Genomic DNA, 15,253 nt, shown 5'->3' with positions numbered 1-15,253 from the left:
AGGCTTTATAAGAATAACAGTTGCCGATATAGTGGCGAAAAAGAACAGTTGAGGTCATTTTCAATGAAATTCTGCGGTATTTTCATGCTGGGTATATTGGGTCTTGGTGTCTTGTCCGGATGTACCCCGGTTGGGGCTGCGCTTGGTGGGGCGGCGATTGCAGGTGTTGTGGTCGCGGAAGAGCGCTCGGTGAGTGATGCGTTTGAAGACGGGCAGATAAAAGTGAGCATCGTGGACCGGCTTTTAAAAGAAAGTCAGAGCCTGTTTGTCGATGTCTCCACCACTGTTATTGAGGGGCGTGTTCTGTTAACGGGTGAGGTGCAGAACGCAAATACGCGGCGCCTTGTTGCCGAACTTATCTGGAAAATTGACGGCGTTCGCGAGGTGATAAATGAGCTGCAAATCAGTGATAAGAACACCGTCGTCAATGCCACCGAAGACAGCTGGATATCTGCCAAACTAAAAACCAGAGTACTTCAGGACACTTCCATCAAGCATGTGAATTACTCCTTCGATACAGTGAACCGGGTTGTGTATATCTTTGGAATTGGTCAGGACAGCGATGAAATCGAACGGGTATATCTACATGCCCGGGATATCTCTGGCGTTCGGAAAATAATCAGTCACGCAATTACCAAAGATTCGCCCAAAAGAAAAAAGCAGAAAACCTAACTTCTCTTGCATAAATCCAAGTTCGAATTACATTCCAAGCGGGCGTGTGCGGATATTAATAATTTAGGAAAAAACCATGAGTTTAACCGTTGCAATCCAGATGGACCCTATCGAATCCATTGATATCAATGGCGATAGTACCTTTGTTCTGGCGCTGGAAGCGCAGGCCCGCGGGTATAAATTATACCACTACGGCCCTCAGGATCTGTCCTTCCTGGACGGTGAGGTCATTGCAACAGCACGGCCTCTTGAAGTGCGCCGCGAACATGGAAACCATTACACGTTAGGTGATGCGGAACGCATTAATCTGGCGGATACAGATGTTGTATTGATGCGTCAGGACCCTCCCTTTGACATGTCCTACATCACAGCCACCCATTTGCTGGAGCGTGTGCATCCAAAAACACTTGTCGTCAATGATCCGGTCAGCGTTCGAAATGCACCTGAAAAGATTTTTGTAACCCACTTTGATGGGGTTCTCCCACCAACCCTCATTTCCTCCAATCTGGAAGAAATGAAAGCCTTCCGGGAAGAACATAAAGACATCATTATCAAGCCGCTTTACGGCAATGGCGGCGCAGGTGTGTTCCACCTGAAACCGGGAGATGAGAACCTCACGGTGATCCATGAGCTGTTCAACGAGTTCTACCGTGAGCCAATGATCATTCAGAAATATCTGCCTGAAGTTCGCAATGGCGACAAACGGATCATTCTGGTGGATGGAAAACCCGTTGGTGCCATCAACCGCGTCCCTCAGGAGGGTGAAAGCCGTTCCAACATGCATGTGGGCGGCCAAGCCCTCAAAACGGAACTCACCCCGCGGGAGCAGGAAATCTGTGATATTATTGGCCCGTCTTTGAAAGAGCAGGGCCTGATCTTTGTCGGGATCGATGTGATTGGCGATTATATGACAGAGATTAACGTCACCTCCCCAACAGGCATTCAGGAAATCAACCGTTATGACGGTGTGAAACTGGAAGCTGAGATCTGGGACTGCATCGAAGCAAAACTCTGATTTAATCCTATTAAAATCCGGGCTGGTGTTCATAAATTAACGCCAGCCTAAATCCTGCTATCCTTTTCTCTTCTAATTGGGGGTTAAGAGGGGGGAATATGCAGTCGCGCGTCTATACGGTCGCCTTTCAGGGGATGGAGGTGAAGACCGTTTCCGTTCAGGTTCAAATGAGCAGTGGCCTGCCAGCTTTCACCATCGTTGGCCTTGCAGATAAATCGGTTGCGGAAAGCCGCGAAAGGGTGCGGGCGGCGCTTAATTCACTGGGTGTTGGCCTTCCTCCAAAACGTATTACGGTTAATCTGGCTCCGGCTGATCTTCCAAAAGAAGGGGCGCATTACGACCTTCCCATTGCCCTTGGGGTTTTGGCTGCCATGGGTGTCCTGCCCCCGGAAGAATTGGAAGGTTATCTTGTGATGGGAGAGCTGTCATTGGATGGCAGCTGCAACGCGGTTTCAGGTGTTTTGCCCTCAGCCGTCGAAGCAGTTGCGCAGGACAAAAATATGATTTGTCCCAAGGAAACCGGAAGCGAAGCCTTATGGGCAGGGGATCTAGAGGTTTTAGCCCCCGCCAATCTCTTGGAGCTGATTAATCATTTCAAAGGAACGCAGGTTCTCTCTCCGCCGACTCGAGGGCAGATAGAGGAGAGCTCAGCTTATCTTGGCCTTGAAGATATCAAAGGGCAGGAAAGTGCGAAAAGGGCGCTGGAAGTAGCAGCGGCAGGGGGGCATAACCTTCTGATGAGTGGTCCACCCGGTTCCGGAAAATCCATGTTGGCGGCAAGATTGCCGGGGATATTACCACCCCTGGATGCGGAAGAAGCGCTGGAGGTCAGTATGATCGCCAGTATCGCAGGAGAGATTAAAGAAGGGGGGCTTACCCGCGCGCGCCCTTTTCGCGATCCCCACCATTCAACATCTGTTGCCGCGCTTGTGGGCGGTGGTGTCGTGAACAAAACTATATGAAAAAAAATATTATTAAATAGAAATAACAAAAATAGAGGAAAAATAGTATTGTCATGGAATGGCAATTATTACTAGTAAAAAACTTGAGAAAGAATGTCCCGGTAGATGGAGATTAAGTGCTCTTGGGCAAATCTCTAAGCATCCTACAAAAACTACTGAATGGGTTGTAAATGCATATTTTCACCAATTAAAACCAAATTCAGGCAAACCGATTTTTTCTAACACTGCGCTAGAGAACAAGAATGGGAAACCGATTGTAAGGCCAGTTAAGCTGTCATTAGATTGGATGGCGGCCTTGGAGATTGGATCAGTTTGGACTGATGGTCAACGAGAGGACGAAAATGATTGGTCTTTAGTTGGAGATACGGAAACTCTTTTTCTTTCAAGTGATCAAACTGAAAAAATAGAATTTGAACCATATGTGTCTTCCTCTCAGTCTGGAAAGCCATCTTATTTAATTTCCGGAAAATACTATCGATTTGAAGGTGCGTTGGATGGAAAGCTGTGCCGATTTGTCCGGACAAAGGACAAAGTAGAATTCTTGGTACCAGAATTTGTTCTGTTTTGGTTTTATTACGGGTCGAGTGGGTTTTGGAACCAATCTTTGGTCAACGGGAGATTGTCTGAAGACCCTGATCAGCTATATAACAGAAATCATACTTATTATGACAAAGAACATGAAACAGCTTATGTGGGGGTCCGAAAGCAATTAACTAATTTTGATGCGATAGTTCTTGCCAAAATTATTGGCTGTGAAAAAGCCCGCCAAGGAGCGGTATCGCTCCGAAAGAAAATACAAATTAAAAGTTACTCCCCTCATCAAGATACAGATATCGGCTTTTGCTTTCCGTTCGATGGAGAGACAAAACTTAGGATGTTGGGCAAGAGAGTGAAGTGTCATGATGGCACCTGGAGATTTCTTGGTTTGCGCATTCTAAATTGCAGTGGAGCATTTCCTTTCAAAAGATTGGAGATAAGACGAGATAATCCAGGCTCTAACCGCGAAAGTTTCCCCGGAGAGGACAGAGAGAAGTCTGGTCAGCAAAGTGTCAAAGCCATAGAAATTGATGATTCTCCAGAAATAGACGTATCTATCGAAGAGGATCAGGAAGCCCAGAAGCTGTTAAACAAATTTGTTGATAGTAAAATGAATGCTGTATTCGAAGCGTATAATGACATTGTGATAGACACGAAACATGCCCAAGAAGACCATTTAACGGATTCAAAAGGGTATATTACGGCCTTACCGATTGAGGTCGAGGGCAACGCTATTGGTGAAGGTGCTTTTGGAGATTCTACGTTTCGTCCTTCTACCGCAGACGAGTTTGTTGGAACGGTAGAGCTTGGAACAGACAAGAGCCTAGCGGTTTTTTGTGATGGAGTTAAAAAATTAGAAGAATTAAATGATATTAGTCTGAAAGTTACGTTCAAGAAGCTTGGAGAGAGATACATTAAACGTAATAATCTTGATCTTAATTTTATCTGCTTAGAAAAATCTAAAAAAAACCGAAGCTTTCGTTTTACAAATCACGAACGAAGCGAAAGAAGAACCTGTGTGCTAGTTGAGTTAAAGTACCTTAATAATTTTGTTTATATACTGAAAATTCAACCAGGCGGTAATCAGTTGTTTGCAATCAATATGTTTAGTAAGAACGATTTCGGATCACTGAACAATGATCAACTTATTAATCTTCTGAAGCATATCTCTTTTGAAGCGCGCAGGAGCAATTGGTTTAAAGGATATAGGTTGACTAGTATCAGGCATTCTATGACGGATGCTGAAAGCTATAAGAAGAGATTTCTAGAAAAGGTGAAGCTTCACTTATTAAATCTACCTTACTCTGAGTAACCTGCTCAAAAACCCGGCGATGTTCTTAGAGGGTAAAGTGCCTCGACGGTAGGGGAGCAGGGAGAATTGATTAAGCTTATAGGATTGCGAATTGGCGCAGGGTTGGTATTAGCTCTTCGGTCTCTGGTCTTTTTGTATGGTCAGAATTTATGTCCGAATAGAAAATGGTTATGTCAGGTACGATGACGTATCGCGCTGGTATCGGGAATGTCCAGCTAGAATTGCCATTATATGTTGGAAGATCATCTCTTAAATACTTATATAGCTTGATAAGATAGGCTGGTAATAAGAACGTTAGCCCTGACCTGAGCCCCTAAATTTCCTCCAAATTGTGTTAGAGTCCATCTTGAGAATTGGAGATGGAAATGAAGCGTTCACGGTTTACAGAAGAACAGATCATCGGGATCTTGCGGGAGCAGGAAAGTGGCATGAAGACGGCAGATGTGTGCCGCCGTCACGGGATCAGCCAAGCGACCTTTTACAATTGGAAAGCCAAGTATGGCGGTCTGGATGTCAGCGAGGCCCGGCGTCTTAAGACGTTGGAAGAAGAGAATAATCGATTGAAGCGCCTTTTAGCGGATGCCCACCTTGACATTGCGATGCTGAAGGATGTTGCCTCAAAAAAATGGTAACGCCCGGTGTCAGGCGGGAGGCCGTCGCTTACCTTTGCGAGACGCATGAGGTGAGCGAGCGGCGGGCGTGTCAGGTGCTGGAGGCCGACAGGTCATCAATTCGCTACAAGAGCATTCGGCCATCAGATGAGTTGCTTCGGAGCCGATTACGGGATCTCTCCCGACAGCGCCGCCGGTTCGGCTATCGGCGTCTGCATATTCTGCTTGTCCGTGAAGGTTGGCATATCAACCACAAAAAGCTGAGACGGCTCTATCGGGAAGAAGGTTTGCAGGTTCGCAAACGAGGTGGCCGCAAGCGGGCAATCGGTACCCTGTACCCGGCAAAGCTGGAACGGGGGTTCTTCGTCACCTCTTTCGGCTTCGGGCAGGAATTGCCGCAAAAACAATTTCAGGCATCCACCACGGACGAAGCTATTGGCGAGGCCAAAGCCTTCACCACCGAACACAGCAAAGGCTGTCAGGCCAGCATCCGTATTACCCGGGGCCGCAAGCCCGCCGGGTTCGACGCCAAAACCAAATCGCTGTATTTCAACATGGAATTGCCAGATGTAGCCTAACGATCAAGAACAGCTCCGTCGATTTTACCGCCCCGGCGTTGCCGTGGGCGGTTTTTCGTCGCTGTTTACCTGAACAGCTTCTCAAGCGCCTCGCGTTGTTCGGCGTGCTTGGAAGGGTTCTCCCGCTTCAGCCGTTCCAGGTGCATGAGCTTCCAGCGGATGGCGGGCAGGTTTGCGGCTTCCGGCAGGCCAATCAGATCGAAATCCGGCGACGCGTCATGAAGGGTCAACAGAAAGGCGGCGATGTCGCCGGTCAATCTGTTCCGGATGTCCGCGTGCAATTGCTCGCGTGTTTCCAGCAGCTCTTCCCTGGAAACAGCTTCTTTCGTCATGCCGACAAATTCACTGTCATAAAGGGCGTCATTGAATGGTGCCGTTGGAGCCAGCAGTTCATGCATGGGACGACCGGAACTCGCCACGTAGACCATGAATACGCGGAACAAGTCGTCGGTGAGGCCTTCATTCTCATAGAGCAGCTTTACATCAAACAGATCGCGCGGGTGGTGGCGGTCAAGGGCGGCGTGAAGCTTTCCACCGTACAGGTCCTCAAAGGCGACAACGTTCATTTCCGCAAAACCGAATTGTTCCGTTACCGCGTCCGACGCCACCATTAATGCGGGCGAATAAACCGCGCCGCGTGTCACCGGGGATGTCTCGATTTTAATGTGCGCCCTCCCGTTGCTGAGCATGATGCGGGTATCGTTGTTGCCGCCGCCAGCGATGCGCTTGGCCTGAACCGCAGGATTGCGCTGGATGATACGAGCCATGATTCGCTCAAGGGTTTCGTCAATATCTTTTAGTGAGGTGTCACGGTCGTCAACCAGCATATAGGTGAGGTCGATGTCCACAGACAGGCGCGGCATATCCCGATAGAACAGATTGATGGCCGTGCCGCCCTTCAGGGCGAACACGTTCTCCGGGGCGATGTCCGGCAATACGCTCAATAGAAGCCGAACCTGCTCCACATAACGCTCATGCATCGGCCCGTTCCCTCATTTCTTTCTCCGGGATGAAATCTGCCGGTACGTAGATGCGATAGATGGGGTGGAGCTTGCCGCCTTTGATGAGCGCCCGAGGCCCGGAACCAAAATCAACCCGGTCGGCATCAAGGTGTTTGCGCCAGGCGTGCTTGTGGCGATCCGCGAAGACAAAAAACAAGCGTCGGACTTTTACGCTCCGGCAGACCGTGAGCAACGCCATTAATTGCTTGGGACGCAGGGTGGTCAGGCTTTCGAAGATTTTATCCAGCTTCTCGAAACCAGCTTCGTCGCCCAATTCGTCGAGGGCTTCGAGAATGGCCCGTTCTGGAGACGATGCCATCAAAGGCCAGCGCCAGACATTTACGCTCTGGTTGCTTTCACGGGCGTCGCGGTCGGAATCCGTGATCCCGGTCCGGTCATCGCCGAACAGGGTTCGCCGGTGCATAACTATCTTTGCGTCGCTCGGCAGGCGCTTTAGCCATGAGGGCGCATCGCCATAGAGGTGGATGCGCGGCGCGCCGCCAAGATGCAGGTAATGCGCATAACCCGCCAGATCGAGCGCGCTCAGGCCGCCCAGGTGCACCTCGTACTCCATGATTCGCTGGAGAGAAAGCAGGACGCTGTCCCACGGGACAGCCGTCGGCGCCTGTACGCTTTCCGGAAGAGGGCGGCGATAAACGCCGCGTATGATCCGTTCAAGCCATCCCCGCGCCACGTAGTCGTGGATCGACTTGGCGTCAATGCCTTGGGCCTTGAGCCAGCGGGTATCCACCAGAAAACCTGGCGGCACCTTGTCAAGAAGGGGCTTTAATCGTGGCTGTCTTTGATGGCTCATAACCATGAAAATCGCATGTTTTTAAAATATAGGCAAGGAGTGATTTGATGCTTGCTAAATTAGTTGGTTGTTAGCCATGCAAATAAGAAGATTTCAAAATAACTTGGCGTGATGAGAGTTAGAGGCCGGAAAGGTTTTGGGGAACGAGCCGGGGGCGAGGAGAACCAGCATCACGACCTAGCTGGCGAAAGCGAGATGGAGGCTGGGGGAGAGAACCAGATCCGCTCGGTGCAATTCAGACAAGGCTGGTTCCTTGGTGACGGCACCGGTTGCGGCAAAGGGCGGCAGGTAGCCGGGATCATTCTTGATAACCGTCTCAAGGGCCGTAAGCGCGCCTTGTGGGTGAGCAAGAACGACAAGCTGCTGGAAGATGTCCCCGCACTGACAGGCGCAAACCTCTCGCCGCGGCGCAATGGACTCCGCCAGCCGATGGACTTTGCTCCAGGGGGTATGTTCCGAACGTCTGATGGGGTGTGGCTGACAGTTTCTGCAGGGAGCGCCGAAACCGCGCAACGACTGTTGCGTGCCGTCGGCGGGGGCGCCCTGGCCGATGATCCGAGGTTTGCGACACTTGGCGAGATGTCGCGGCACATGGCGGTGGTCTTCGATGCGATAAATGATTTTGTCACGCAGCACACGGCTAAAGAAGTGGAGGCGGAATTCGCCCGCCATGATGCCGTTGTTTCGCGTGTGTTGAGTGTCGAGGAAATCACGACGAACGAGCAGATACGCCATCGCGGGGATATTGTATCGGTCGCAGGTGAGCAGACTCAGGTCATTGGCCCGGTCCCGCATCTGAGCGCGACGCCCGGCAAGCTTCGTTGGCTGGGACGACAGCCTGGCGCAGACAGCCAAAGCATTCTGCGTGATCTGGGTTTTGATGACGAGCGGATCACTGCCCTTTGTGAGGCAGGAGTCGTGAGGCTGGAAGGGAAGAGGGTGCCATGACATTTAGAATGAGCGCTGACCAACAGGAAATCCGCGACCAGATTCTTCGGATTTGTGCCCAGTTTGACGACAACTACTGGCTGGAACGGGATCGCAAAGGTGGTTTCCCTCATGATCTGCACAGGGCAATGGCCGATGGCGGTTGGCTTGGTATCGCTATGCCGGAAGCTGTCGGCGGCGCCGGTCTGGGGATCACCGAAGCGACTATTATGATGCAGGCAATAGCCGAGTCAGGAGCTGACGCAAGCGGAGCCTCGGCCATCCACATGAACATTTTCGGGCTCAACCCGGTGGTGAAGTTTGGGACCGATGAGCAGCGCGCGCATGCTTGGCCCTCTAATTGCTGGTGATGAAAAAGCTTGTTTCGCCGTGACCGAGCCGACCACCGGCCTGGACACCACAAAACTGAAGACAATGGCGGTACGACAGGGAGATAGATATGTCGTACACGGACAAAAAGTCTGGATTTCTACCGCGCAGGTGGCGCACAAGATGCTTCTTTTGGCCAGAACGACGCGGCTTGAGGATGTGACCAAGCCGACCGAAGGACTGAGCCTGTTCTATACGGATCTAAACCGTGACTTCATTGATGTGCGAGAGATCGAAAAGATGGGTCGAAAGGCAGTCGATTCGAACGAAGTCTTCATTGATGGGTTACCGATTCCGGCTGAGGACCTGATCGGGGAGGAGGGCAAAGGCTTTAGGCAAATTCTGCACGGGTTGAATCCCGAACGCATTCTGGTGGCCGGCGAATGTATTGGTATTGCGCGCAACGCACTGGTGCGCGCGGCGCATTATGCAAACGAACGTGTGATTTTTGACCGCCCGATCGGCCAAAACCAGGGTGTTCAGCATCCGCTGGCTCGGGCATGGGCGCGGGTGAAATCTGCCAATCTCATGGTGATGCATGCCGCCGCCCTTTACGATGCGGGAGAGCTCTGCGGCGTCGAGGCGAACGAAGCCGCACAAATTACATTTGGCGGATTCGGATATGCCAAGGAATATCTCGTGGAGCGGTTAGTGCGGGAGGCTCTGCTTTTCCGCATCGTACCGGTGACACCGCAGATGCTTTTGTCGTTCATAGCGGAAAAAGCCCTTGGGCTACCAAAGTCTTTTTGATCGGAGATAACAGGCAGGGCTACTGGGGAAAGTTGTCTTGACGAATTTTCTAACAGATGTTAGATTAGCGTCAACTACCCCAAAAGGGGAATGAGAGGAGGCGTTATGAATAAAAGGCGGTTCGGGTCCTCAAAGGGGGACCTGTCAAAACGTGCAACCGTTTACGCAAACAATTTATTCGCAGGCAAAACCGTTGTGGTGACCGGCGCAGGAGGCGGGCTGGGGCTGGCAATTGCGACCCTGTTTGCAAGGCTGGGGGCTAATCTGGCGATCAATGGACGCAACGAAGAGAAACTGGCTTCGACCGGGGAGTTCCTCGAAAGTTTCGGGGGCGGAGTTTTAGCTTCGCCTATGACCATCCGGGAGCCAGAACAAGTCGAGGATTTTGTCGCCAAGACGAACCAGGAATTTGGGGCGATTGACGTTTTGGTGAACAATGCTGGGGGTCAGTTTCCGCAAGCTGCGTTGGAGTTCAGTCCAAAGGGCTGGAATGCGGTCATAGACACCAACCTCAACGGCACTTGGTGGATGATGCAATCCGCAGCGCGCCACTGGGTTGCCAACAAGCAATCGGGCTCCATCGTCAACATCGTGGCCGATATCTGGCGCGGTATGCCCGGGATCGCGCACACCTGTGCGGCCCGGGCAGGGGTAATTTATCTGTCCAAGTCGGTTGCGGTGGAGTGGGCCCCGCATGATATCCGAGTGAACTGCGTGGCACCGGGTTGCTGCGAAAGTAACGGTTTCGGGAACTACCCTCCGGAGGGTTCTGCAACCTTTCAGGACTCCAATCCGATGCGGCACGCCGGGGACGAATGGGATGTCGCAGAAGGCGTTGTCTATATGGCGGCCAATTCAGGGAAATTCGTAACCGGTGAAGTTCTGAACATCGACGGTGGGCAGCAATTGTGGGGGGATCCGTGGCCAACTGGGCGACCGGATTACTTCCGGATTTCCTGATGAAATCCATGAACGTCAGTGGAGAGGGAAGTATTTAAATGACGACGAAGCGAAAAACGGCCTTGGGTGACGATGGTGGAGCGATACTAGAGTGTAAGGGGGTTGAACGGCGGTTTGGCGGCATCGTCGCTGTCACCGGTGTGGATCTTGTCATTCGGCAAGGGGAAATCTTTGGACTTGTCGGTCCAAATGGCAGCGGCAAGACAACACTAACGAACGCAATTACCGGATTTTACCCGCCAAACGAGGGCAAAGTCCGGCTGGCAGGAAAAGACATCACGGGCACAGCGCCTCACAAGGTTGCCAGGCTTGGGGTTGCCCGGACTTTCCAGAATCTTGCCCTGTTCAACGGGATGAGCGTTCTGGACAACATCCTGCTCGGGCGGCACATCCACATGAGTCCAGGCGTTTTGCGCACGGCGCTCTATTGGTGGGCAGCACAGCGTGAAGAGATCGAGAACCGTAAAATAGTCGAAGAGGTGATCGAGTTTCTACAACTCGAAAGCATCCGGCATGAGTTGGTTGATGGGCTTCCGATCGGGTTGAAAAAACGTGTCGAGTTGGCAAGGGCATTGGTAGCTGAGCCGCAGATGTTGATTCTTGATGAGCCGATGGCAGGCATGAATCAGGAAGAAAAGGGATACATGTCCCGCTTCATTCTGGATGCCCGGGCTGAACGTGGCGTAAGCGTTCTACTCATCGAGCACCATATGGATGTCATCACCGGAATTTGCGATCAGATGCTGGCCCTAAATTATGGCGAAATGATCGCCAGTGGCATCCCGAAAGAGGTTGTGAAGGACCCGCGGGTCATCGAGGCATATATCGGAGGGTCGCATGACTGATTTTACGAAAAACCGGTCTTCAGGCGGTGAAACGATTGGCGCACTTCTGGCGAAGAACGCGTCGCTCCACGGAAAGGATATCGCCCTTCGCGAAAAAGAGCGCGGGATATGGAAAGAAATCACCTGGGCGGAATACGCCCAAGAGGTACTAGCCTGTGCGGCTGGACTTGAAAAAATCGGCGTGAAGCCGGGCAAAGCAGTGCTTTTTCTGGGCGATAACCGTGCGCGGTTGTATGGTGGCATGCTGGCTGTTTCGTTGCTTGGTGCCTACGCAATGCCCGCTTATCCGGGCGCAACGCTCGAGGAACTGCGGCACTTTCTTGGCGAAGTCGAGATCGTCGCGGCCATCGCGGAAGATCAGGAACAGGTTGACAAGATCATTGAACTGAATGGCGCGGGTGCACAGGGCATCGACCACATCATTTATGATGAAGCGCGCGGTCTTGGCTTCTACGAGGTTGAAGGGCTGATGTCCTGGGATCATCTGATTGAAGTTGGTCAGCACGATCTTAACGAAACCCCGGGTCTGCGTGAGGAATTGCTTAGTCGTGCGAAACCTGAAGATTCGGCCATTTTTCTGCATTCCTCCGGAACGACTGGCGCACCGAAAGGGATCGTACTGAGTCAGAAGAACGTTCTTGCTGCGGCTCAGAATGGGCGTGCGGCGGGTGCATTCGACGAAAATGAGGAGATCCTTGCGTACTTGCCTATGGCTTGGGTGGGAGACTACGCCATAACCGTTGCGGCGGCACTACTTTGGCGTTTCACCGTGAATGTGCCTGAGCGTCAGGAAACAGTCGTGCGCGACATGCGCGAGATCGCTCCGACCTTCTATCTGGCGGCGCCGAGAAGCTGGGACCAGATGCTGACGACAATCCAGGTTGGTATCGAGAATTCGACCCCTTTCAAGAAATGGCTGTACCATTTTTTCATGAACCGTGCCGTCGCAGCTGAGACACGCAAACTGAATGGCAAAAGCGGTGGTGCATTGGAACCTTTGGGTCGACTTTTGGGTGAGGCAATCGTTTTCGGTCCGATCAAGGACCAGTTCGGAATGGGCCGCCTCAAGAACGCGTTCACTGGCGGTGAAGCGATCGGCGAAGACACCTTTGTTTTCTACCGAGCCCTGGGAATCAAATTGCGCCAACTCTACGGCCAAACCGAAAACAGCGCGATCAATGCTATTCAGGCTCCGGGTGAAGTGCGCCTTCATACCGTTGGCAAACCCGCGCCGGGTGTCGAGGTGATGATCGCGGAAGACGGCGAGATCCTGGTGCGTTCGGACAGTGTGTTTGAAGGGTACTTCGACAAACCAGAAGCGACCGCCGAAGCCCTTGAGGGCGGGTGGCTGCATACAGGTGATGCCGGGTATCTGGAGGAAGACGGACACTTGGTTGTTCTGGGGCGCGTCTCCGAGGTCATGCATACAGCCGGAGGCGAGCGTTATGTGCCAAACTACATCGAAAACCGGCTGAAATTCAGCCCTTACATTAAGGATGCGGCCGTAATAGGCGCCGGTCTTGACGAATTGACTGCCATGGTCTGCGTGGATTTCGAAGCAGTTGGCCACTGGGCAGAGGTGAAGGGTGTGCCCTATGTGTCTTATGCCGATCTTTCTCAGCGTGAAGAGGTTGCGACGTTGCTTCGCGAGGCTTTCCAGCGGGTCAACAAGGCCGTCATCGAACCGTTGCGCCTGCAACGCTTTGTCAGTTTGCCGAAAGAATTCGACCCGGACGATGGCGAAATCACGCGAACCCGAAAACTGCGGCGGAAGGTCGTTCAGGAACGTTATGCCGACGTGATTGCAGCGCTCTACGACGGTTCAAAAGAGGTCCATGTAAGCGCGCAGGTGACTTACGAGACCGGAGAAGTAGGGAAGGTCGAAAGAAGCCTTCCTGTCAGGGAGGTGTAAATGGAATGGATTTTTCTATCAGAACTTGCGATCAACGGAGCCTTGACGGGTCTGCTATATTCGCTATTCGCTATCGGCCTTGTGCTGATCTACAAAGCATCCTCGGTGCCCAATCTGGCGCAGGGCGGGCTGACAATGATCGGGGCCTATGTGGTCCTGGCGTTAGCACGCGACGTGGGCTTGCCGCTCTGGGCCGCCATTCCACTCGCCGCAATAGTCATGTTCGGCTTGGGGTTTGCTATTGAGCGTGTTGCTCTGCGCCGTCTCGCAGGTCGGCCGGTCGTCATGATCCTGATGTTGACACTCGGCCTTGACATTTTTCTGCGGGGTACGACGCTTGCGATCTGGGGCGGGACGTCACGTTCTATGGAGCTGGGCATCAGCTATGATCCGCTGTTCCTGGGCGAAATCTTCATCAGCCGCATCCATCTGGTCGGTGCCGGTGTTGCGCTCGCCTTGTTTGTCGCCTTCATGCTGTTCTTCCAAACCCGGACCGGGATCAAGTTGCGAGCGATCGCGGATGATTACATGGCTTCGTGGTCTGTCGGCATCTCGGTTGAACGCGGAGTTGGCTTGTCCTGGGCGCTGGCATCTGTTGTTGCCGTCGCCGCAGGCGTTATCTGGGGCGAAATTCAGGGTGTCGATCAGGCGCTGTCGCTGTTGCTTCTCAAGGGTCTGACGGTTGCCGTTCTCGGTGGTCTCGACAGTATTCTGGGCGCGGTGATCGCGGGCATCATCCTGGGCGTCGTCGAAAACGTTGGCGCTGATTTCCTCGATCCTCTTGTCGGAGGCGGAAGCCGTGAGCTTATCGTCGCTGCCGTGCTCATTCTTACGGTCATGATCCGTCCGCACGGGCTGTTTGGTCGTCACGACATCGAAAGGGTGTAAGGCATGTTTTATAGACTCTCCGGTGTACTTCACACCGACTATGTTTCGGATAGCCGTGTTTTCAAGGTGCCTGCTGACAGGAACCTGACAGCATTCATCTTCTTGATTGGTCTTGCCGCGCCATTCATCATTCCTTCGCTCTATCTGAACAGCTACATGCTTCCGTGGCTGATCTGGACGGCTGCCGCGCTTGGACTGAACCTGGTGACAGGGTGGGCCGGCCAACTGCACTTGGGTTATGCTGCGGTTATGGCCGTCGGAGCATATTCGTCGATCCACGCTGCGCGTTTCGGAGTGCCATGGGAATTTGCCTTGATCATTGGCGGGTTGACTTCATCTGTGATTGGCAGCCTGTTCGCTTTTGCCGCCTTGCGGGTCAAAGGGCTCTATCTCGCCCTCACTACTCTCGCTATGCAATTCGTGATGGACTGGGTTCTGACCCACTCTCCGGCGATTTCTGGGGGCTCACACGCGTCGCTCCAGTCACCGACATTGGCGCTGCTTGGACAAGAGATTACGTCTGACACCGGCTTTTACTATGTTGCCTTTGGATGGTGCGTGTTGGTGACGATGTTCATGCTCAACCTCAAACGCACGGGGCTTGGACGTGCCTTGGTCGCAGTGCGGGAAAAAGACTTTGCCGCCGCGATCTTGGGTGTGAACAGCTTCTACTACAAGATTCTGGCTTTCGCGACTTCGTCTTTCATCGCGGGTGTCAGCGGTGCGTTGCTTGTCGCGACTTTCTTCTTTTTAGCTGCCCCCGAACAGTTCTCGGTTGCCGTTTCGATCCAGATTCTTGCAATGGTGATCGTTGGCGGTCTTGGCAGCATAATCGGATCCTATTTTGGTGTTGCCCTTATCCTTCTTGTTCCCGGTCTGGTGAATGGTCTCGTCGTCACGCTGAGTCACTGGATTGGCGTGCAGATCGATGTTGAAACACTCGCTCACATTCCGAACGCAGTCTATGGCGCACTGATCGTCATTGTCCTTCTGATCGAACCACTCGGTTTGGGAAAACTCTACGGCAACATCAGAGACTATCTGATGGTCTGGCCCTTCGATCAATTCAAGAAATAGGG

Annotated in this window: 11 protein-coding genes and 3 pseudogenes; 12 read left to right on the top strand and 2 right to left on the bottom strand. The window is 52.4% G+C overall.

Annotation, left to right across the window (positions count from 1 at the left end):
• Window positions 1–63 precede the first annotated feature (63 nt).
• The 5 genes and pseudogenes from GUA87_RS02970 to GUA87_RS17815 all read left to right on the top strand — a co-directional run.
• Window positions 64–672, top strand: coding sequence for a BON domain-containing protein (locus GUA87_RS02970; protein WP_193715022.1), 609 nt, complete (start codon window positions 64–66; stop codon window positions 670–672).
• Between the two features lie 76 nt (window positions 673–748).
• Window positions 749–1,687, top strand: a complete 939-nt coding sequence (gene gshB / locus GUA87_RS02965; protein ID WP_193715021.1) for a glutathione synthase — start codon at window positions 749–751, stop codon at window positions 1,685–1,687.
• A 98-nt stretch (window positions 1,688–1,785) separates the two neighbouring features.
• A pseudogene (locus tag GUA87_RS02960) lies at window positions 1,786–2,628 on the top strand (YifB family Mg chelatase-like AAA ATPase); the annotation flags it as partial.
• 79 nt (window positions 2,629–2,707) lie between these two features.
• Entirely contained in the window at window positions 2,708–4,498 is a 1,791-nt protein-coding gene (locus GUA87_RS02955; protein WP_193715019.1) for a hypothetical protein, read from the top strand.
• Window positions 4,499–4,863: 365 nt separating this feature from the next.
• Window positions 4,864–5,453: pseudogene (locus tag GUA87_RS17815) on the top strand (transposase); the annotation flags it as partial.
• Window positions 5,454–5,752: 299 nt separating this feature from the next.
• Here the strand turns inward: GUA87_RS17815 and GUA87_RS02940 are convergent.
• Both GUA87_RS02940 and GUA87_RS02935 read right to left on the bottom strand, forming a co-directional pair.
• Window positions 5,753–6,667, bottom strand: coding sequence for a nucleotidyl transferase AbiEii/AbiGii toxin family protein (locus GUA87_RS02940; protein ID WP_193715016.1), 915 nt, complete (start codon window positions 6,665–6,667; stop codon window positions 5,753–5,755).
• The gene (locus GUA87_RS02935) at window positions 6,660–7,502 is read right to left on the bottom strand and encodes a type IV toxin-antitoxin system AbiEi family antitoxin domain-containing protein (protein WP_193715015.1); all 843 of its coding nucleotides are present in this window, start codon (window positions 7,500–7,502) and stop codon (window positions 6,660–6,662) included. Before GUA87_RS02935 ends, GUA87_RS02940 begins: the two co-directional genes overlap by 8 nt.
• Before the next feature lie 195 nt (window positions 7,503–7,697).
• Here GUA87_RS02935 and GUA87_RS02930 point away from each other — a divergent pair, with 195 nt between their 5' ends.
• The 7 genes and pseudogenes from GUA87_RS02930 to GUA87_RS02900 all read left to right on the top strand — a co-directional run bounded on the left by GUA87_RS02930 (window position 7,698) and on the right by GUA87_RS02900 (window position 15,251).
• Window positions 7,698–8,450 (top strand): CoA transferase, encoded by a 753-nt coding sequence (locus GUA87_RS02930; protein WP_193715014.1) that lies wholly within the window; start codon window positions 7,698–7,700, stop codon window positions 8,448–8,450.
• Window positions 8,447–9,569, top strand: a pseudogene (locus tag GUA87_RS02925) (acyl-CoA dehydrogenase family protein). The gene GUA87_RS02930 and the pseudogene GUA87_RS02925 overlap by 4 nt, the downstream one beginning before the upstream one ends.
• A 105-nt stretch (window positions 9,570–9,674) precedes the next feature.
• Window positions 9,675–10,529: an SDR family oxidoreductase gene (locus tag GUA87_RS02920; protein ID WP_193715013.1), complete on the top strand. Its 855-nt coding sequence runs from the start codon at window positions 9,675–9,677 to the stop codon at window positions 10,527–10,529.
• Between the two features lie 38 nt (window positions 10,530–10,567).
• Window positions 10,568–11,374: an ABC transporter ATP-binding protein gene (locus GUA87_RS02915; RefSeq protein ID WP_193715012.1), complete on the top strand. Its 807-nt coding sequence runs from the start codon at window positions 10,568–10,570 to the stop codon at window positions 11,372–11,374.
• Window positions 11,367–13,286 carry an AMP-dependent synthetase/ligase gene (locus tag GUA87_RS02910; RefSeq protein WP_193715011.1) on the top strand — a complete coding sequence of 640 codons (1,920 nt, stop codon included), beginning with the start codon at window positions 11,367–11,369 and terminating at the stop codon, window positions 13,284–13,286. Before GUA87_RS02915 ends, GUA87_RS02910 begins: the two co-directional genes overlap by 8 nt.
• Window positions 13,287–14,174 (top strand): branched-chain amino acid ABC transporter permease, encoded by an 888-nt coding sequence (locus GUA87_RS02905; RefSeq protein WP_193715010.1) that lies wholly within the window; start codon window positions 13,287–13,289, stop codon window positions 14,172–14,174.
• Between the two features lie 3 nt (window positions 14,175–14,177).
• Window positions 14,178–15,251 (top strand): branched-chain amino acid ABC transporter permease, encoded by a 1,074-nt coding sequence (locus GUA87_RS02900; protein ID WP_193715009.1) that lies wholly within the window; start codon window positions 14,178–14,180, stop codon window positions 15,249–15,251.
• Window positions 15,252–15,253 lie beyond the last annotated feature (2 nt).

Source organism: Sneathiella sp. P13V-1, assembly GCF_015143595.1.
GTDB lineage: Bacteria > Pseudomonadota > Alphaproteobacteria > Sneathiellales > Sneathiellaceae > Sneathiella.
Note: the sequence above shows the minus strand (reverse complement) of the source record. Positions and strands in the feature narration are given on the sequence as shown.